The sequence below is a fragment of the Silvibacterium dinghuense genome, from assembly GCF_004123295.1.
GTDB lineage: Bacteria > Acidobacteriota > Terriglobia > Terriglobales > Acidobacteriaceae > Silvibacterium > Silvibacterium dinghuense.
In genome coordinates, this window is record NZ_SDMK01000001.1 from 1,885,039 (window position 1) to 1,904,277 (window position 19,239).

Consider the following 19,239-nt stretch of genomic DNA (forward strand, 5'->3'; position numbering starts at 1 on the left):
CGGGCTGAAATTACTCGTATTTCAGCGATTCCACCGGGTCCATCTGGGCTGCGCGGTTGGCCGGCAGGGTTCCGAAGATGATGCCCACCGCCGTCGAGGTCACCAGCGCGATGACCACCGCCCAGATGCTGATCGGGATGCTGTAATCGGTGAAAATCCGGATGGAAACCGGCAGCGCAAGGCCCAGCAGCGTGCCCACTACGCCGCCCGAGAGCGAGATGAAGATCGCCTCGATGAGGAACTGCAGCTTGATCTCCCGCGCCGTAGCGCCCAGCGCCTTGCGGATGCCGATCTCGCGGATACGCGAGCGCACCGTGGCCAGCATGATATTCATGATGCCCACGCCGCCCACGGCCAGCGTCACCGCCGAAACCAGCACCAGCATCACCGTGAGTCCATTCGCGATCTTGGCCGCTGTAGTCAGCAACGAAGTCAGCGTCGTGGTCCTGTAGACCGAGCTCGGCATGTGCCGCGCATGGACCACGTCGACGATTTCCTTCGAGGCCTCTTCGACGTCATTGGGGTCGCGGATCGAGAAGAAAATCTGCTTTACGTTGTCCGTACCGGTGAAGTAGCGACCAACGGAATACGGAATCAGGATGGTCTCGTCGGCGATCTCTGACTGGCCGAAGGTATCCACGCTCTCCTTGAAGGTTCCGACAATCGTGAACGGGATGCCGGAGAGCTGGAAGGTCTGGTTGATCGCCGCGGCGTCGCTGCCGAACATCTCGCGGGCAAAGGGCTCCGTGACCACGGCGGCCTTGGTGTGCGTGGTCTCGTCCTCACCGTCAAAGAAGCGGCCGGTGAGCACGATCAGATTGCGGACATCGCGGTACTCCGGGCTCACGCCGAGCACCAGCACGTCCTTGGCCACGCCGCCGGGGAAGCTCACCCGGTCGTGCATCTCGAGCATGGGCGAGGACTTGGCCACGTCGGTGACCTGCTCGTCAACGGCGCGCTCGTCGTCGAGCGTCAGGTAGTCGTTGCGGTATTCGTTGATGTTGCCAGCGCCGCCGCCCTCGTATTCGAGCATGACCATGTTGGTGCCGATCTTCTGCAGCAACCCGAGAACGTATTCCTTGCCGGTACTGCCGATGGTGAAGACCAGGATGACCGAAGCCGAGCCGATGACCATGCCGAGCGCGGTCAGGGCAAAACGGATCTTGCTGACCTTGAAGCTGTCGATGGCAAGCTTGACGATCTCGCTGAGGAGCATGGTCCGCTTGGCGCTGGCCAGGGTCTTCTCAAAGGATCGGCGGCTACGGGAGCGCGCGGGAGGGCCGGGCTGGACTTCGGTCGTGGGCATACGCTTCTACTCTATTGATCGTACTCGCGTGGCCGGAGATTCAGAAGGACAGCAGCCGTACCGGTTTCCGGGAGTATTTCTTCAAAAAACAGCGCACGGCGCGAACCTTTTGCCGCTTTGCCCCGAATATGGGAGCGGAGACAGCACTTGGCTGACGATCTCGAAACCTGGCAGCGGATCCTGGCGCGCGACGCCGACGCCTTCGACAGCTTCTATCGCGAGCATGCTCCGCGCCTCACTGCTTTCCTCCGCCAAGTCACCGGCAGCCGGCAGGCGGCCGAAGATGTGGCCCAGGAGACCTTCTCCCAGATGTGGAGCCGGCCGAACGGCTACCAGCCCGGCCGTGGGGCACTCAAGGCGTATCTTTTCGGCGCGGCCCGGAAACGAGCGTCGGAGTGGTGGCGCAGCCAGCGGCCCACGGAGCGGTTGGAGGAAGGGCTGCATGAAGGCGGTACAGGCCGGAGTTCCAGCGCGGAATCTCAGGCACAAATAAAAGATGCCCTGGAGCGCCTGTTACCAGAGCAGCGCGCGCTGCTCTGGCTGCGCGAGGTCGAAGGCCAGTCCTACGCCGAGCTGGCGGAAATTCTGGGCGTGCCCATAGGCACGGTGCGATCACGGCTGTTCGCCGCCCGTGAGGCTCTGCGGGAGACGTGGCACGCGCAACGGCCGGGAACCACATCGGAGAAAGGCAGAAGGGTATGACGTGCGAAAAAGCAGCGGAGTTCGTCTCCGCCCTCTATGACGGCGAGACTGTACCGCGCGAAGCGGCGGAACATATCGGCCAGTGCCCCGCCTGCCAGGAACAGTTGCGCACCTATATCGAGATGGGCGTCGCACTGCGGCGGATGGCGAGCCTGGAGATCCCGGAAACAGTTCCCGGTCAGGCATGGAAAGCGGAAGCAGCAGGGCAGGGAACGCTGAAGACAGCAATTGCAACAGGGTGGCGGAAAGGATGGGAGTCTATGCGGATACCAAGGTTCGCCTTCGCGGCGATGGTGGCGGGAATCCTGGTGCTGGCCTCCGGGTTGGCAATGACAAAAGTGCGGGCGCGGTCGGATGGCTCGGTGGTGATGCTGAAGATTCTCCTGCCAGACGCAAACACCCCGATCGCTTGTCCGCTCTCGCTCGTAGACAAGCAAGAGCAAAGCTGCGACATGTCTTCCAGCTTCGGCAAAGGACCGCGCTCTTACATGATCAAGCTGCTGGGGAAACAAGACGACCGACTCATACTCGGCATTCGCACAACGGCCGTGACTGCCGAGGAGGCCGCCGCTCACGGGAATCCACCGATTACGGGCGCCCCTCAGAATCAATATGTATTTACGCTTGGTGAAACTCTCCGCGTCGCGATGGGCAGCTTCGGCGACATGCAGATCACAGGCGAATGGACGGATCACATGCCTGCGTTTAACGGCGAGGTAGCGATGGACCCGGGCCTCGACGATCTGCGTATCGTCTCGCCCATGATCGTGGAGGGAGGACGCGTGCTCGCCGACTGGGAAGGCAACAGCGGTTTTGCCAAAGCAGCCAATGCGGAAGCCATGCTTTACTCGCCGGGTACCGGACGATTCCGCTTCTATACCTCTCCACATCCGAACACGACAGAAGGCACCGTCGATAAAAACCGGGTGAAGTTCGAGATCGATGGGAAAAAGTATGAGCTCATCACTGGCATTCCCATCACCCGTGCCTCGAAACTCTGGGTCGGGCGGGATGCATCCTATCACCCATCAAGGCACGACTATGCAGTACTCGCCATCGGCGCAGCCGGCAAAGTCGACCAGGATTGATCAGCGTTGTAAGCCTGAGCCGGCGGGGCAGCATGGCAACCGCCGGCTTTCTTTTTCTGCCCGGGAGTACAATGTAGATATGTAGCTACAAGGAGACCCGATGGCCATCACTACACTCTCCAGCCGCGAGTTCAACCAGGACTCGAGCAAGGCGAAGAAAGCAGCGGAACGAGGGCCGGTCTTCATCACGGATCGCGGCCGTCCCGCGCATGTGCTACTCACCATCGAGGAATATCAGCGGATTACCGGCGCGCAGGCGAGCCTGCTCGATCTGCTGGCCATGCCCGAGGCCGCGGAAATCGACTTCGATCCTCCGAAGCTCAAAGGCACGTTGACGCGCGCGGTCGAGCTTTGATGTACCTGCTCGACACCAACGTCGTCTCCGAGTTACGCAAGGCCGCAACTCCACGCATCGATCGCCACGTTCGGGCGTGGGCCAAGCAGGCAGACCGTGGACGCCTGTATCTCTCGGTGATTTCCATCCTCGAGCTCGAGATCGGAATCCGCCAGCTAGAACGGCGCGATCGCGAACAGGCAGCGGTGCTGCGCCATTGGCTGGAGCAGCACGTACTGACTGCCTTTGCAGGCCGCATTCTGCCGGTCGACCTCGCGGTCGCGCAGCGCTGTGCGGCGCTACATGTGCCCGATCCGAGCTCGGAGCGGGATGCCCTGATCGCGGCGACGGCGCTGGTACATGGGATGACCATAGTGACGCGCCACGAAGAGGATTTCCGCCGAACCGGCGTCGTGATGCTGAATCCGTGGCACTCATTGCCTCCTGGATAAGGCGAATGCCCGACCCATGACCTGGCTCTGCTCATGGGCCGGAAAGTAAAGACCTCCTACTGCTTCACCGCCCCGATCTCATCCAGCTTCTCGAGCGCCTCTGCCGGCAGCGCCAGGCTGGCGGCGGCCAAGTTTTCGCGCAGATGCCCGACCGACGAGGTTCCCGGGATCAGCAGGATGTTCGGCGAGCGGTGCAGCAGCCACGCCAGGGCCACCTGCATGGGCGTCGCTCCGAGCGAGGCCGCGACTTCGTTCAGCTCGCCCGCCTGCAACGGCGTGAAGCCACCGAGCGGGAAGTACGGGACGTAGGCCACGCCGTCCTTCGCCAGGCGGTCGACGAAGGCGTCGTCCTCACGATGCGCGACGTTATACAGGTTCTGGATGCAGACGATGGGCGCGATGGCGCGCGCCTCCTCGTATTGCTTCTCGCTCACCGTGCTCAATCCGATATGGCGCACGAGACCCTTCTGCTGCAGTTCGGCCAGCGCGGTCAGCGGCGCCTCGAGTGAGTCCTCGTTCGGTCCATGCGCAGCGCCAAGGCGCAGGTTTACGACATCGAGGGCGCCCGTGCTCTGGTCGAGGCCAAGGTTGCGCAGGTTGCTCTCTACGGCCGCGGTCAGCTCAGCCGCCGATTGCGCCGGGTACCATGACCCGTCCTCGCCGCGCAGGAAGCCGATCTTGGTCACCAGCGTCAATCCGGCGGGATAAGGATGGAGCGCCTCACGAAGAATTTTGTTGACGACATACGGCCCATAGAAGTCCGAGGTATCGATGTGGTTGACGCCCGCAGCTACGGCTTCGCGCAGCACGGCAAGGGCGGCGGCGCGGTCGCGGGGCGGACCCCAGACAAGCTTGCCCGGCTCACTGCCGGCAAGCTGCATCGCGCCATAGCCCATGCGGTGGAGCGTGATGTTCGTGCCAGGCAGGGTAAAGGTTCCGCCGAGTTTTGTGGAGTCGGTCATCTCTGGAGTTCTCCATTTGCGTAAGAATGTCTTGAGCAGACCGGATTGGGCCCATCCTGTCTGCACGGGAATTGGATGAACCAGGACCTCCAGGAGGAGTTCGCATTTGCCCACCCTGACCAGACCGCCCCTGAAGCCGCGTAAATCGCCGGTGCAGGCCCGTTCGACCGCAAGCGTAGAGGCAATTCTCGAAGCCACCATTCAGGTTTTGCTGCGCGAGGGCAAAGAGAACCTCACCACGACCAAGGTGGCGATGCGGGCCGGCGTCTCCGTAGGAAGCCTCTACCAGTACTTTCCGAACAAGAGCTCTCTGCTGCAGGCAGCGCTGCGCGCACATCTCGAGCGGACCTATGGCGCAACAGTGACAGCATGCGTGAAATATCACGGTCAACCGCTACGGACGATGGCCGACGGGCTGGTATCGGATTTCCTCGCGGCGAAATTCGAGCACATCGAGACGAGTCTTGCGCTCTACCGTGTCAGCGACGATGTGGAAGGCGCGGCCATCGCGCGGGCCATGGCACGGCAGTCGACGGAGGCGATCGCATCCATGCTGCGCAGCTCCTGCGAGCAGCTCACCACCGATGCAGACTCCGTGGCCGCGATGATCCTGGCGGCAATCGCCGGCGGAAGCCGCCGCATGCTCGAATCGGAAAATCCGCACACCGCAAGGCTCACACTCGAACGCGAATTGCGGGTGATGGTGGTCTCTTACCTGGAAGCGTTGAAATCTGCCTGATTACAAGCTGTCGGCATCTTCAAGCCGGAGAAAGCCAGGCAATTCCCTGCTTCCCAGGCGTTCGCGAAGATGCTGATTCTTCGTCATGAGTTCCGCAACGAGCAGATGCAGGCGTTCGACCTGCACCTCGAGCAGGCTGATTTCTGCTTTCAGAACCTCTATCTCCGAACTGGCTGAAGGTATCATCTGGATGCAGTTATGCATGGGGTGATCACACATGACCTCGCATTTGCCTGGAGTGGCAGAACCCGCTGCGCCATTCCATGCTGCAATATACGACTTCTTTGGTCTCATTTAGGAGAGGCTCTTCTCAGAAGAGACCGCTCTACCGGAAACGCCATAAAGTATTCCGAAAATGCCAAACGTAAAATCGCCCAGGACTCCGGTCGAGACAGAAACAGAAGATGCCATCGTGCTCCGGATGGATCACGCAGATGCCAGTGCGATACAGATGCATGCCCATGCACAAGGGCAGCTGTTCTCACTGGAAAGCGGCCTCTGCAGCATCGAGACCGCAGCCGGATCGTGGCTTTTTCCGCCCCGGCGATGCGGCTGGATTCCCGCCGGCCATCTGCATTCCATGCGCTCCGGAGGAGAAGTCAGCGGCTGGTCTCTGTATCTCGCTGCACCCCTCTGCGCATCGCTCCCGCAAAAGCCGATGGTCCTTTCGCTCTCTCCCCTTCTTGAACACCTGGTGATGCGTATTGCCACATGGCGGCAATCTCCCCCTCCGGAACGCTCGAGGAAGAGCTTTCTTGAGGTCCTGGTGGACGAGATACAGATGGCACAGGAACAGCCGCTTCATCTCCCCATGCCCCAGGATCAGCGCCTGAACCGCCTCGTGGAGGAGATGAGCCGGCATCCGGATACGGATCGCCCTCTGGACGAATGGGCGCGGCAATTAGGCATGTCCGAGCGGTCCCTGTAGCGGGAGTTTCAACGGCAAACGGGCATCCCTATCGGGCAATGGAGGCAGCAGCTCCGAATCCTGGTCGCGCTTGAAAAGCTGTCGGATGGGTTATCGGTAACGGAGACGTGTTTCGCCGTCGGCTATAACAGCGTGAGCGCGTTTATCCGGGCTTTCAAACGCATCGTCGGCGTCACGCCGCTGGAATACGCGAAGAATCTTTAGAGCTTTTCGTCTCGCGCATGAGAGGGGACAGCAACCCCTCCCGTGTACAGACCTTTTCCCTTCAGAAGGCGCGAGCCTGGCCTACTCCACCTGCCCGATATACACGCCATAAGGCGGCAGCTGCACGGCATCCAGCGATGCCGGATCGCTCGCGCCCGGAGTCTTCATCAACGTCTTTGCCTTGCGGCTGGTGATGCCCTTGCCGTTCACTTCCTGCCCGGAGAGATCGAAGCTCACTGTCTGCGGCCGGGCCGTGAAGTTGCAGGCCACCACGACCGGCGGCTGAGCTGGATCGGATGAGGGTGCTTTGCGCAGCCACATCAGTACATCGTTGTTCTCCGTATTCAGCATGACGTGATCGCCGTCGCGCAACGCCGGATTCGCGCGCCGCAGCTCGATGAGCTGCTTGTACCAGTTCAGCATCGAGTCGAAGTCCGAAACTTCGCTCTTCACATTGATGGTCTTGTAGCTCGCAGGAATCGGCAGCCACGTCTTCACGCCGTCCTTTGAGAATCCGGCATTCGGACCCTCGCTCCACTGCATGGGTGTACGTTCGCCGTCGCGGCCTTTCTCCTTCGGCCATCCGGTAATGCCGATCGGGTCCTTCACCTGGTCCTTGCTGGTAGGCGGCGTGGTCACCATGCCGATCTCGTCGCCGTAGTACATCATCGCGGTATCGCGCGAAGCGAAGAGGATGGTTGCGAGCATGCGCCCGATATCGGCGTTATGCGTGCCGTCGCCATAGCGGTCCCAGCGCGGGTTGTCGTGATTGTCGAAGACGAAGAGCGGCTCATTGCCGTTCAGACCTGTCTCCGCGTCGTTGATGTTCCTGCGAAACTCCGACACATCGAGCCTGTTGATGAAGCCCACCTGCATGTCCATGGGTAGATCGAGAGCGTCGTTGTTCTCGCCGTAGAGGCGGCGCAGGTCGGCAATGGAATCGACATAGGTTTCGCCGATCAGCACCACCTTGCGGCCTTTCGTCTCATCGGCCGTCTTGCGCAACTCTTTCAGGACGTCGTTCACCCTGGGCAGGTTGTCGGTCTTGTCGGTCTTTACTTCCTTGTCGCCGTAGGCATTGATCTTGATGCTGCCGTCCGGATTCTTGACGTAGTCCTCGTCGGAGAAGGTGGGATCTTCGAAGAGCGAGGTGATGGCGTCGAGGCGGAAGCCGACCACGCCCTTCGCGATCCAGAAGCGCTCCACGTCATACATCGCCTTGCGCACCGCGGGATTATTCCAGTTCAGGTCCGGCTGCTGGATGTAGAAGCGGTGATAGTAGTACTGCTGCGTCTTCGCGTCCCACTCCCATGCCGAGTGGCCGAAGACCGACTCCCAGTTGTTCGGCACATTCGCGGGCGGCGTCCCGCCGGCCTTGCCGTCCTTCCACACATACCAGTCGCGTTTCGGGTCGGTCTTCGAGCTCCGTGAGGCGAGGAACCACGGATGCTTGTCCGAGGTATGGTTCAGGACCAGGTCCATGATGATGCCGATGTTGCGCTTCTTCGCCTCGGCCACCAGGCGGTCGAAGTCCGCCATGGTGCCGTACTGCGGATCGATGCCCTCGTAGTTCGAAATGTCGTAGCCGAAATCGACCTGCGGCGAGGGATAGATCGGCGTCAGCCAGATGGCATCGACGCCCAGCGCCTTCAGGTAATCGAGCCGCGAGGTGATGCCGTTCAGGTCGCCGATGCCGTCGCCGTTCGAGTCCTGGAAGCTGCGCGGATAGATTTCGTAGATGAGCGCGTCCTTGTACCAGCCGGATTTGGCGGTGAAGACTGGAGCCTTGCCAGAGGCATCGGCAGACTGAGCGAGCAGCGATACCGGTGAAATGGCGGCTATCGCCAGGCCCGCGGCTGCGGCGGCAATGCGGGAAACGCGGCGAATGGACCTGTGACCGGGCATGACTCGTTGAACCTCCCCGGGGACAAGCCAGGCCACGCAGACCGTCAGCATTCCCCGGAGCAAGGTAACACACGGGCAGCGCCGCCCGTGCGGCTCAGCGCTGCGGCGGCGTAGCCGGAGCCGGGAGCGGAGCTGGCTTGCTCCTGACCGGCTTCTGGTCACTGTCCTTGCGGCCGAAGTCGAGACCGAAGTGCGGATCGGAGTTGGTTCCGGTTACCGAGATCGGTATCTCCGTGCCCGCGCCATTCTTGGCGAAGAAGGGATCGGCTAATTTCAGCAGAGCCGACTTCCAGCCGGTGACCATCTGCGAGATATGGGCATCGAGGCGCGCCTTGCCATGGAAGTCGAACTGCTTGCCGTCAAGCGAGTACACGCCGTCCATATCGATATTCGCGCCGGGCACGGTGTACACCAGGTTTGCGATGGTGAGTTTGCTGCCGCCAAGGGTGAAATCTCCCTGCATGGTGGAGGCGGCATTGGCCGCATCGCCGCCGTGCATCTCCTGGTTCGCCTCGTCCGGCTTTCCCTGTCCGCGCAGGCTGAGCTGGTCCACCTTCGCCTGAATCTTGGGATTGGTGAAGTGGGCATTCATGATCTGGAAATGCCCCTGCAACTGCAGCTTGTCGGTGACGCGCACCTTCCCAGGCGGTAGGTAGAAGCTGGAGTGCAGAGTCAGTGCGCCGGTCATCAGCGGCGGCGTGGTTTTGACGCCGAGCTGCAGCATGTCGTCAATGCGCGCATGATCCACAGTGACGTCGAGACGGATGTCGTGGCCGTGTCCTCCCTCCGCACGCACAACGTCTCCACGGGCGAGGATATGCGAATGGCCGAGCGTGGCGTCGACAGGCTGGAGATAGGTGTCGCCGTTCGTGCCATCGACAATGGCGTGGAATTTCGTATGCAGCGGCATCGGGTGGTTTGCGGTATCGAGACTGAAGTTCGGCGTATCCGTCTGGCCATCGACCACGATGTTGTTGAGCGTGCCCTGGTATTTGCCCGTAGAGGAGAGCGTGCCACCAATGCCCTTGAGCGAACCCAGATCGGCATGGGAGAACTGGTAGACGCCGGCCACCGGCGTGCTTCCGGGGTTCGCTGTCAGGTAAGGACCGAAAGTACCGGTGGAGTCGATATTGCCGACCGGCCTGGGGTTGGTCAGGACCGCATGGAACTGCATCGGCTGGCCCGCGCCGACAGAGGTCATGCGCAGACTGGCAATATCGAATTCCAGAGGAATTTTGCCGGGTTTATCGGTGCCAAGGACGAGCTTGGCATTATCGATGAGCAGCTCATCGACCAGAACTTCGATCTTGCGCTTCGTCGCCTCCTGCCCCGGCTCCTGCCCAGCCTGCGGATTGGCCTGCTGAAGCCGGGGCATATCCTTGCGCTGATCCTTGGGAGGCATGTTGATGTCCAGACCGGAGATCCTGACCAGCCCGATGTGCGTCGGCGACTGGAAAAGCCCCTGCCATCCGGTGTGGAAGGAAAAGCTGTCCACCGAAAAGAGTGGCTTCTCCATATCCAGATTGTTGGGGTAGATTTTGAGACCGCCGCCGGAGACCTCGAAGCCGCGCAGCACCGAGACGTCGAAACGACCGAGCTCGACACGGCTGTCAAAGCGCGTCGCAAGCGTGTTGATGATGCGTGTGCGCAGGATCGGCGCGGCGCGATGGAGGTAGATATCCGCGGCAATAAAGGCGCCGGCCGCCACGAATACCAGAAAAACGGCAAACCAGACGAGGATGCGGCGGCCACGGTGACGAGACGGCGGGGGAGCGGCAGGGGATGTGGCTTCCGATCTTTCTTCCACGGGACAACCTCTTTCTGGCAACTGCAACTCTTTGGATGGATGCGGAGCGCTTCCAGTTAGAGGCGCAAAATAGAAAGATCGTTGGATTCAGGCATCATGCCAGAAGACCCGGCGGAGAACCAGGGCCAGGAAACAGAGCTGGAAAACGGAGAAAGATGCACGCATGAACGTAGTCGTAGGACTGGGTGAGCTGTTGTGGGATCTGCTGCCGGAGGGTGCCCGGCTGGGTGGCGCGCCGGCCAACTTTACCGTGATGGCAGCACGTCTGGGCCATCGCGGCGTCGTCGCCAGCCGCCTGGGAGCCCAGGAAACAGACATGGACGACTGGGGTTCACGTGCCCGCACCGTGCTCTCCGGCTTCCCCGTCGATGCCAGCCTGATCCAATCCGATACCGACCACCCCACCGGCACGGTGGATGTAGAGTTCCGCAACGGCGAGCCGCACTACGTCATCCACGAGCCGGTGGCCTGGGACTTCCTGGCCTGGACGCCGGAGTGGCAGCAGCTCGCCCAGCAGGCCGATGCCGTCTGCTTCGGCTCCCTAGCGCAGCGCTCGCAGGCCTCGCGGAAAACCATCCACCGTTTCCTCGCTGCCACGCGGCCGGAGTGTGTGCGGGTCTTCGATGTGAATCTGCGCGCGCCCTATTTTTCAGCGGAGATTGTGACGGAATCGCTCGAGCGGGCGACAATCTTCAAGCTCAACGAGAGCGAAGTGCCGCAGGTGCTGGCGATGCTGGGCGGCACGGCCCCGGTTTCAAATGCGGGGACCGATATCGACGAGACCGCGCTCCACGCAGCGGCCGATTGGCTGCTCGAACGTTTTCCACTCAAGCTGGTAGCGATCACGCTGGGCGGCGAGGGCAGCCTGCTGGTCTCGCGTGAAGGCGCACATCGCCGCCAGGGTATCCGCGGCCCCGTTGCCGACACCGTAGGCGCGGGCGATGCCTTCACCGCTGCCATGGTCGATGCATACCTGCGCGGAGCTGGCCTCGCACGCATGAACGAGGCTGGCAACCGCTGGGGCGGATGGGTCGCCTCGCAGCACGGCGCAATGCCCGCGCTCTCCGCGGAGACGTATACCGAAATTCAGAACAACATTGCAGAGGTGGAGTAAGCATGGCACACGTTCCAACCCCGGAAGAACGGCGCGAGCTGGGACGCGCACGACGGAAGCAGCTGGCCCGCCAGGACCATGCACAGTGGAAGCCAGAGGCTCGCCGCAAAAAGCCGATTGTGCTGATGGAGGAGTCGATGCGCGGCCGCGTTCCCGCGCTGGTGTCGCTCAAGTGGGAGCGCATGGTGGAGTCGCCCTTCGGCTACTTCCGCGGCGCGGTGCCGGTGATGGCCGCCGACCTCGCAACGCTCGCCAACACCGGTATCGTCAACCAGATCTGCGGCGACGCCCACGTGCGCAACCTTGGCGCCTTCGCCGGGCCGGATGGGCGACTGGTCTTCGACATCAATGACTTCGACGAGACCATCCGTGCTCCCTTCGAATGGGATCTCAAGCGCCTCTCGACCAGCCTGGTACTGGTCGGGCGCGGGCTGGGCATGAAAGGCGGCGCGTGTGATGACGCCGTGCAGACCATGATCGCCCGCTATCGCAAGTTCGTCGACATGTTCGCCCGCATGCCGGTAACCGAGGTAGCCCGCTACCAGGTGCACCGCCTGCAGCGGATTACCCCGGTCGGCAAGGCGCTGCTGAAGGCCGAACGCGCGACACCGCTGCATACCGTCGAGCAACTGACCGTGGAAGAAAAGGACCGGCGGAGATTCCGGGAAGAGAAGCCGCTGCTCACCCCGGTCAGCGCCGCGGTGCGCCGCGCCGTGCTCGCCTCGCTGGTCGAGTACACCGAAACGCTGCAGCCCGAGCGCCGCCATTTCTTCGCGCAGTACCATGCGCTCGACGTCGCCTTCAAAGTCGTCGGCACCGGTTCGGTGGGCTTGCGCGACTATGTGATCTATATGGAGGGCAACGGCCCCGGCGATCCGCTCTTCCTGCAGATCAAGGAGCAGCCCGGCTCGGCCTACGCGGGCTATGTCGACAGCGAAGGCATCGCGCCGCGCGCACCGCAGCATGAGGGCCGTCGTGTCGTGAACGGCCAGCGCGCCATGCAGTTCCAGTCCGACCCCTTCCTGGGCTGGACGACCATCGACAGCCGCCACTACCAGGTACGGCAGCTCAACGACCACAAGGCCAGCATCGAGATCGAGGACCTGGCCGGCGATGGCCTGGGCGAATACGCCGAGATGTGCGGCGAGCTGCTGGCCCGCGGCCACGCCCGCTCCGGCGATGCCTGCGTCCTCGCCGGCTACGTGGGCAACGGCAAACGCATGAGTGAAGCACTGGCCGCCTTCGCCCACGCCTACGCCGACCAGACGGTCGAAGATTGGGAAGAGCTGAAGAAGGCGCGGCAATAGGGGATCAGGAACAGCAGGGTGTAGGGGATCGGGTATAGGAAAAACGTTCCCGAAAGCCTCGACTGTGGCTCACTCAAGCCTCTTTTGCCTGGGTGGGGGACATATGAAGGCGGATGCCGCTTAATCCCGGCCATAGGATCCTTAAGTAGGAGCGAGGTGACCTGTGGCCGCGACAACGTCTGTACGTCATGTATGCCTTTTCAAAAACAGCCGCCTGACTGAAGTCGCTCGTCCCCACGCGGCTCGTCGACAGGCTCTCTGTGTGGGAGCCGCAGGATGCCATGCCCGCTATCGAAGACCTGCCTGCCGATCCCGTGAAGCTGTAACCACAAGGAAGACGAGCGGATGGCTCCATGCAATGGCCATTAAAATAGGGACATGCTGCAACTTTCCGGTGCGGGCAAGCGCTTTGGCACCAAGCTCCTTTTTGAAGAGGCCGACTGGCTGATCACGGCCAACGAGCGCACCGCGCTGGTGGGCGCCAATGGCACGGGCAAGTCCACACTGATGAAGGTCCTGGCCGGTGTCGAATCGGTCGGCGGACTCGACTACGGCACGCTCCAGCGCACCCGCGGCATGACCATCGGCTACCTGCCACAGGATGGCCTCGCGCTCTCCGGCCGCTCGGTCTTCGACGAGTGTCTCTCGGTCTTCGACGGGCTGATCGCCATGGAGAAGGAGATGGAGACCCTCACCGTGGCGCTCTCCGAGCTCGACCACACCAGTTCCGAGTACGCCGCCGCAGCCGATCGCTACTCGCACATCGACGCGCAATTTCGTGCCCATGACGGTTACGCATTAGACGCGCAGGTGGGCACGGTGCTCACGGGCCTCGGCTTCTCGAAGACCGACTGGACGCGGCAGACCGAAGAGTTCTCCGGTGGCTGGCAGATGCGCATCGCGCTGGCCAAACTTCTTCTTCAGAAGCCCAGCCTGCTCTTGCTCGACGAGCCGACCAACCATCTCGACATCGAAGCGCGCGACTGGCTCGAGGGCTACCTCAAGACCTATCCCAACGGCTACATCCTCATCTCGCACGACCGCTATTTCCTCGACGTGACCGTGGATAAGATCGTCGAGCTGTGGAACAAGCGCATCAACGTCTACCACGGCAACTACGAGAAATACCTTTCGCAGAAGGCCGAGCGCATGGCGCAGCTGCAGGCTGCGTACAAGAACCAGAAGGAACACATCGAGCATCTCGAGGCCTTCATCTCGCGCTTCCGCTACCAGGCCACCAAAGCCAAGCAGGTGCAGAGCCGCATCAAGGAACTTGAGAAGATCGAGCGCATCGAGATTCCCGAAGAAGAGCCGGTCATCCACTTCACCTTCCCGCAGCCGCCGCCTTCGGGCCGCACGGTGGTCGAGGTGTCGGGGCTTTCGAAGAGCTTTGGACCGAAGCAGGTTCTCAATGACGTCAGCTTCACCATCGACCGCGGCGACCGCATCGCGCTCGTCGGCGTGAACGGCGCAGGCAAATCGACGCTGGTGAAGCTGCTCTCGGGCGACGATACGCCGACCAGCGGCGTGCTGAAGCTGGGGCACAACGTGCTCGCCGACTATTTCGCGCAGGACCAGTACAAGGTGCTCGATCCAGATGCGCGCATGCTCGACGACATCAGCAAGACCGCGCTGAAAGTGCCAGAAGCCGAGCTGCGCGGGCTGCTTGGCTGCTTCCTTTTCTCCGGCGATGACGTCTTCAAGCGGCTCGGCGTGCTCTCCGGCGGCGAGCGCAATCGCTACGCCCTGGCGAAGATCCTCGTCAGCCCGGCCAACTTCCTGCTGCTCGATGAGCCGACGAACCACCTCGACCTGCGGGCCAAGGATGTGCTGCTCGAGGCCATCCAGAACTTCACCGGCACGGTCATCTTCGTCTCGCACGACCGCTACTTCATCGACCGCATTGCCACGCGCGTCTTCGAGGTGGCCGACGGCAAGGTGCATGTCTTCCCCGGCGGCTATGAGGACTATCTCTGGCGCAAGGAAGGCGGCGCAGCCGAACTGGCTGCTGCCACCGCAGCCGCTGCGAAGGTTCCGGTGGTTGTCGCCGCGCCGGTCGTAGTGCCCGAGCCTGTGGCCACGCCCGAGCCTGCGAAGAAGCGCGTGAATCCCATCAAGCTGAAGCAGATGCAGGAGCGGCTCGCGGCGGTGGAAGAAGAGATGCCGCAGCTCGAAGCTGCCATCTCCGAGACGGAGACGGCGCTTGGCAACTTCGTCAGCGCCGAAGAGACGACTCGGCTCTCCGGGGTACTCGAGGGCCTGCGCCAGATGCAGTCCTCACTCACCGAGGAGTGGGAAGGGCTGATGCTGGAGCTGGAAGAAGCGTAAAGATAGGGGATAGGGTGTAGGGCATAGCGAAATTGCGGGTGCCCCACATCTCGTTCCGTTCGAGATGTGGGTTCGCAGGATTTCGGGGTTCGGAGTTCGTACCTTCCCACATCTCAAAATCGAGATGTGAGGCACCCATTTCCTTGTCCAACGCAGAGAGACTACACCCTACACCTTATCCCCTACACCCTATTCATTCGCCTTGCGCGCAGCAGCTGTAATAATCAAAGGCGATGCCATCCCTCTGGAAACCTGAGAACTGGGCTGAGCGGCTTGCTGAGCTTGAGGCGCGTACCGGCGATCTGAAAGAAGTTCCGCTGCGGCGCGATGTGCGTTCGCTGGGCATGCTGCTGGGCGAGGTATTGCGCGAGCAGGCCGGCGACGCGTTGTTTGAGAAGGTCGAAGCACTGCGGCAGGCGGCCATCCGCCGACGCGAGGCCCAGGCTGGAGGCTCACTCTCCGAGGCCGACCAGCTGCTGCAGAAAGCCGTGCTCGACGTGAAGGCCATGCCAGTCGAGACCGCCTACGCGCTCAGCCGCGCCTTTGCCTTCTACTTCGAGCTGATCAACCTGGCCGAAACCAATCACCGCAAGCGCCGCCGGCTTTCGCTGCAATTGAGCGGCGACAAGGCTGCGCAGCGCGGCTCGATTCGCGGCACGCTGCGCGCCATGCGCAAGGCCGGCATCGGTGCCGACGAGGCGATGGAGTGGCTCAGAAAAATCTTCATCGTGCCCGTCTTCACCGCGCACCCCACCGAGATCGCGCGCCGCTCGGTACTGACGAAGCGTCGCCGCATCGGCGAATTTCTCGAGAAGCTCGACCGCATCCCGACGCCCGAGGAGCAGCTCGAAGCCCTCGAGGCCGAGCTCATCGCCGAGATCACCGCGCTCTGGCAGACGGACGAGGTGCGCAGCAGCCGCCCGCAGGTGGGTGACGAGATCAAGATGGGCCTCGACTACTACGAGGTCTCCATCTTCGAGACGCTGCCTCTGCTCTATCGCGAGGTGGCCGCGGCGCTCAGGAGTGAGTACGGGCTCGCTGTCAATCTGGCAGAGATGCCCCTGCTTCTGGGTTTTGGATCGTGGATCGGCGGCGACCGCGACGGCAACCCCTTCGTTACCCCGGAGGTGACGCGCGAGGCCATTGCCGATGCCCGCGCCCGCCTGCTCGAGTTCTACGACCGGCAGACGCAGCAGATCATTGACCTGTTAACCACCTCGGCGCAGCAACTGCCGGTGAGCGCGGAGCTGAAGGCGCGTCTCGATTCGTATCTGCAACAGTTACAAAGTGCCGGCGACCCCGTCTTCGGGCATCACTTCGAGTTCGAGCAGTATCGGCGGTTCATGGTCTGCGTGCATGCGCGGCTGCTGGCTACGGCCGGTTATGAGGCCGAGGGCGCGGTCACGCTCGAGGCGGCGCTGAGCGCTCTGCCGGCCTATGCCTCCGCGCATGAGTTCGAGCAGGACCTGCGCCTGGTGCGCGAGAGCCTGGCAGTGAACAAGGGCCTGCGCCTGGCCGAGACGCTGATCGATCCGCTGATTCTGCAGGTCCGCACCTTCGGGCTGCACCTGCACACGCTCGACGTCCGTCAGCATGCGCGCGTCCACAGCAAGACCCTCGAGGAGGCTTCGGCGTGGTGCGCAGGCGATGCGGCCACCGTCCCCGGCGATCTCAACGCTGCCAGCCACGACGTCATCGAGACCATGCGGACAATCGCCGAAGTCAAGGCCGGTCCGAGCCCGGAGACTATTCGCCAGTATGTCATCAGCGGCGCGACCTCGGTCGAGGATGTCCTCGCCGTACTCTGGCTCGCGCGTCTCGGCGGTGTGAATGTTGCCGGCAATCCCGAAACCGGTGATCCAGGCCTGATGCCGGTGCCACTCTTCGAGTCCATTGAAGACCTGCGCAATGCGCCCGAGGTCTGCCGCACGTTGTGGACCATGCCTGCCTATAAAAAACTCCTCGAGAGCTGGGGCAACACGCAGGAAGTCATGCTCGGCTACTCCGACTCGAACAAGGACGGCGGCATGCTCACCAGCACGTGGGAGATTTTCCGCGCCCACCGCGCCCTGCACGAGGTGGCGCGGGAGTGCGGCGTGACGCTGCGCCTCTTCCATGGACGCGGTGGCACCGTCGGACGCGGCGGCGGCCCCACGCACCGCTCGATCTACGCGCAGCCGGTGAACGCCTTTGAGGGCGGCATCCGCATCACTGAGCAGGGTGAGGTGCTGAACTTCAAGTATTCGGACGTGGTCCTCGCCGAGCGCAATCTCGAGCTGATGATCGCAGCCTCGCTCGATGCCCTGGCCCGCCCGAATGCGAGACTTGCCAACGGCCACCAGACAGGCGTACTGCTGCCCGACTGGGAAGCGGCCTTCGACGAGATGTCGGAAACGGCTTACGGCTTCTATAAGGCCAGCATCCTCGAAGACCCCGAGGTGCTCGAGTACTTCGAGCTCGGCACGCCGGTGAGTGAACTCGAACACGCGAAGCTCGGTTCGCGCCCTTCGCGGCGCAGCGGCCGCATGAGCTTCGAGAACCTGCGCGCCATCCCCTGGGTTTTCGGATGGACACAGAGCCGCCAGCTGATCCCTGCCTGGTTCGGTGTCGGCCATGCCTTCGAAGCCTACATGCAGAAGCCGGGCGGTCTCGAACGGCTGCGCGAAATGATGGCCGAGTTCCCGCTCTTCATCGACCTGGTACGCAACGTGGAGATGGCCATGGCCAAGGCCGACCTCGGCATCGCCGCGCTCTATGCCTCGCTGGTCGAAGACGCGGGCCTGCGCGAGCGTGTCTTCGGCAAGGTCAAGGCGGAGTTCGAGCGCACGCTGGCGGCGATCCTCGCCGTCACCGGGCAAAAGGAGCTGCTGCAGACGAACCAGGTGCTGGCCCGCTCCATCAAGGTCCGCAATCCCTATGTCGATCCCATGAGCCTCATCCAGGTGGAACTGCTGCGCCGCAAGCGCGCCGGTGAAGATACGCCCGAGGTCAACCGCGCCATTGCCGGCACCATCAACGGCATCTCGGCCGGACTGAGAAATACCGGCTGATCCCTGCACCATTCCGGAACAGGCGAAAATTCTGGCCTGATCCGGGACAATCAGCAAAGAAAGACGACCTCGCGGCCTCAGCCGGCGGGGTCTTCTTGCATATGCTCGGCTCACGGAGGGATCGGAAATGCCGGGACACGCGATGCAGGCAGAGCGCGAAGCGAACGAGGAGATCGAAGCCATCCTCGGCCGCTTCCAGAAATGGACCTCGGGCAAAGCCGAGAACATGCCCAGGGGGGTCCGCGAGCTGAGCTACGAAGAGGCCCTGGCCTCGAGCCGCTCGCGCTGGTCGCAGCATGGGACGCGGCAGGACGCCCCAGCGAAAACAGCAGAAACGATCGGAGCCCCAATCGAAGAACCGGCGGAACCGCACCGGGAAGCGGAACCGCACCGGGAATCTGCACCCATCGAAAACCCGCTGCGGGCTGAACCGGGGGTAATCCCGGCGGCATGGCCTATGCCCGGTCCGGTTTCCGTTCCCACCTCGAGGCCTTCCCCAAGACTCCCGGTGGACGGGAAGAGCGCGAAAAACATCTCGGCACTGGCGGAGACAAACGCTGAGGCAGGGACAGGCGACGGAGCCTTCCGCGCAGTCATGGCCGAGACAGTGCGGCCGCGCAGCCTGGTGCTCGCAAAAAGCCGCGCGGCGCAGGAGCGGCAGACCTCCATGACGGTGCGGATGGGCAGCTCGGAGCAGGCCTTCATCCGCATACGGGCAGCGGAAGCCGGCACCTCCGCCTCAGCATACCTGCGGCAGTGCGCAATGGAGGTCGAGGTGCTGCGGGCCCAGGTGGATCAGCTGATGGCGGCGGCCACGCGCAGCCGCCTGGCCGAGCTGGCTGGCCCTTCCGCCGCGCGAGAAGGCTGGTGGACGCGCTGGAAGCGGGCGCTGAGCGGCGGATCGAACTCCCTATCCCTGCGCTAGGGCGTATCCACATATAGCGATCGTAAAAGGCTGTCATTTCGATCGGAGCAGGACCGTTTTGTGGTCCTGCGGAGTGGAGAAACCTGCG

General features: G+C 62.6%; 16 protein-coding genes and 1 pseudogene. 12 read left to right on the forward strand and 5 right to left on the reverse strand.

Going from position 1 to position 19,239, the window contains the following annotated elements; genetic code table 11:
• Positions 1 to 10: 10 nt before the first annotated feature.
• Positions 11 to 1,306, reverse strand: a complete 1,296-nt coding sequence (locus ESZ00_RS07385; protein ID WP_129207466.1) for an ABC transporter permease — start codon at positions 1,304 to 1,306, stop codon at positions 11 to 13.
• A gap of 147 nt (positions 1,307 to 1,453) precedes the next feature.
• Here ESZ00_RS07385 and ESZ00_RS07390 point away from each other — a divergent pair, with 147 nt between their 5' ends.
• The 4 genes from ESZ00_RS07390 to ESZ00_RS07405 all read left to right on the forward strand — a co-directional run bounded on the left by ESZ00_RS07390 (position 1,454) and on the right by ESZ00_RS07405 (position 3,882).
• Complete coding sequence (locus tag ESZ00_RS07390) at positions 1,454 to 2,008, forward strand: RNA polymerase sigma factor (RefSeq protein ID WP_164981385.1); 555 nt, start codon at positions 1,454 to 1,456, stop codon at positions 2,006 to 2,008.
• Positions 2,005 to 3,096, forward strand: a complete 1,092-nt coding sequence (locus tag ESZ00_RS07395) for an anti-sigma factor (protein ID WP_129207468.1) — start codon at positions 2,005 to 2,007, stop codon at positions 3,094 to 3,096. The genes ESZ00_RS07390 and ESZ00_RS07395 overlap by 4 nt, the downstream gene beginning before the upstream one ends.
• 100 nt (positions 3,097 to 3,196) lie before the next feature.
• Positions 3,197 to 3,451, forward strand: coding sequence for a type II toxin-antitoxin system Phd/YefM family antitoxin (locus tag ESZ00_RS07400; protein ID WP_129207469.1), 255 nt, complete (start codon positions 3,197 to 3,199; stop codon positions 3,449 to 3,451).
• Complete coding sequence (locus ESZ00_RS07405; protein ID WP_188590837.1) at positions 3,451 to 3,882, forward strand: type II toxin-antitoxin system VapC family toxin; 432 nt, start codon at positions 3,451 to 3,453, stop codon at positions 3,880 to 3,882. Before ESZ00_RS07400 ends, ESZ00_RS07405 begins: the two co-directional genes overlap by 1 nt.
• A gap of 56 nt (positions 3,883 to 3,938) precedes the next feature.
• On the opposite strand, the gene ESZ00_RS07410 is transcribed toward ESZ00_RS07405, so the two are convergent.
• Complete coding sequence (locus tag ESZ00_RS07410) at positions 3,939 to 4,844, reverse strand: oxidoreductase (protein WP_129207471.1); 906 nt, start codon at positions 4,842 to 4,844, stop codon at positions 3,939 to 3,941.
• A 106-nt stretch (positions 4,845 to 4,950) separates the two neighbouring features.
• Here ESZ00_RS07410 and ESZ00_RS07415 point away from each other — a divergent pair, with 106 nt between their 5' ends.
• The gene (locus ESZ00_RS07415) at positions 4,951 to 5,583 is read left to right on the forward strand and encodes a TetR/AcrR family transcriptional regulator (RefSeq protein ID WP_129207472.1); all 633 of its coding nucleotides are present in this window, start codon (positions 4,951 to 4,953) and stop codon (positions 5,581 to 5,583) included.
• On the opposite strand, the gene ESZ00_RS07420 is transcribed toward ESZ00_RS07415, so the two are convergent.
• Complete coding sequence (locus tag ESZ00_RS07420; protein WP_129207473.1) at positions 5,584 to 5,877, reverse strand: hypothetical protein; 294 nt, start codon at positions 5,875 to 5,877, stop codon at positions 5,584 to 5,586.
• Between the two features lie 487 nt (positions 5,878 to 6,364).
• Here ESZ00_RS07420 and ESZ00_RS20040 point away from each other — a divergent pair, with 487 nt between their 5' ends.
• Positions 6,365 to 6,511 carry a hypothetical protein gene (locus tag ESZ00_RS20040; RefSeq protein ID WP_164981386.1) on the forward strand — a complete coding sequence of 49 codons (147 nt, stop codon included), beginning with the start codon at positions 6,365 to 6,367 and terminating at the stop codon, positions 6,509 to 6,511.
• A 12-nt stretch (positions 6,512 to 6,523) separates the two neighbouring features.
• Positions 6,524 to 6,715 (forward strand): annotated as a pseudogene (locus ESZ00_RS20465) (helix-turn-helix domain-containing protein); the annotation flags it as partial.
• An 81-nt stretch (positions 6,716 to 6,796) separates the two neighbouring features.
• On the opposite strand, the gene ESZ00_RS07430 reads toward ESZ00_RS20465, so the two are convergent.
• Entirely contained in the window at positions 6,797 to 8,620 is a 1,824-nt protein-coding gene (locus tag ESZ00_RS07430) for an alpha-glucosidase (RefSeq protein ID WP_129207474.1), read from the reverse strand.
• A gap of 94 nt (positions 8,621 to 8,714) precedes the next feature.
• Positions 8,715 to 10,427, reverse strand: a complete 1,713-nt coding sequence (locus tag ESZ00_RS07435) for an AsmA family protein (RefSeq protein WP_229741015.1) — start codon at positions 10,425 to 10,427, stop codon at positions 8,715 to 8,717.
• 163 nt (positions 10,428 to 10,590) lie between these two features.
• Here ESZ00_RS07435 and ESZ00_RS07440 point away from each other — a divergent pair, with 163 nt between their 5' ends.
• From ESZ00_RS07440 to ESZ00_RS07460, 5 genes are all read left to right on the forward strand, one after another.
• Positions 10,591 to 11,541 (forward strand): carbohydrate kinase family protein, encoded by a 951-nt coding sequence (locus tag ESZ00_RS07440; RefSeq protein ID WP_129207475.1) that lies wholly within the window; start codon positions 10,591 to 10,593, stop codon positions 11,539 to 11,541.
• 2 nt (positions 11,542 to 11,543) lie between these two features.
• The gene (locus ESZ00_RS07445; RefSeq protein WP_129207476.1) at positions 11,544 to 12,848 is read left to right on the forward strand and encodes a DUF2252 domain-containing protein; all 1,305 of its coding nucleotides are present in this window, start codon (positions 11,544 to 11,546) and stop codon (positions 12,846 to 12,848) included.
• Positions 12,849 to 13,226: 378 nt separating this feature from the next.
• A complete protein-coding gene (locus ESZ00_RS07450) occupies positions 13,227 to 15,176 on the forward strand; it encodes an ABC-F family ATP-binding cassette domain-containing protein (RefSeq protein ID WP_129207477.1) in 1,950 nt (649 codons plus the stop codon).
• Between the two features lie 233 nt (positions 15,177 to 15,409).
• Positions 15,410 to 18,226, forward strand: a complete 2,817-nt coding sequence (locus tag ESZ00_RS07455; RefSeq protein WP_129207478.1) for a phosphoenolpyruvate carboxylase — start codon at positions 15,410 to 15,412, stop codon at positions 18,224 to 18,226.
• A 127-nt stretch (positions 18,227 to 18,353) separates the two neighbouring features.
• A complete protein-coding gene (locus ESZ00_RS07460) occupies positions 18,354 to 19,151 on the forward strand; it encodes a plasmid mobilization protein (protein ID WP_129207479.1) in 798 nt (265 codons plus the stop codon).
• Positions 19,152 to 19,239 lie beyond the last annotated feature (88 nt).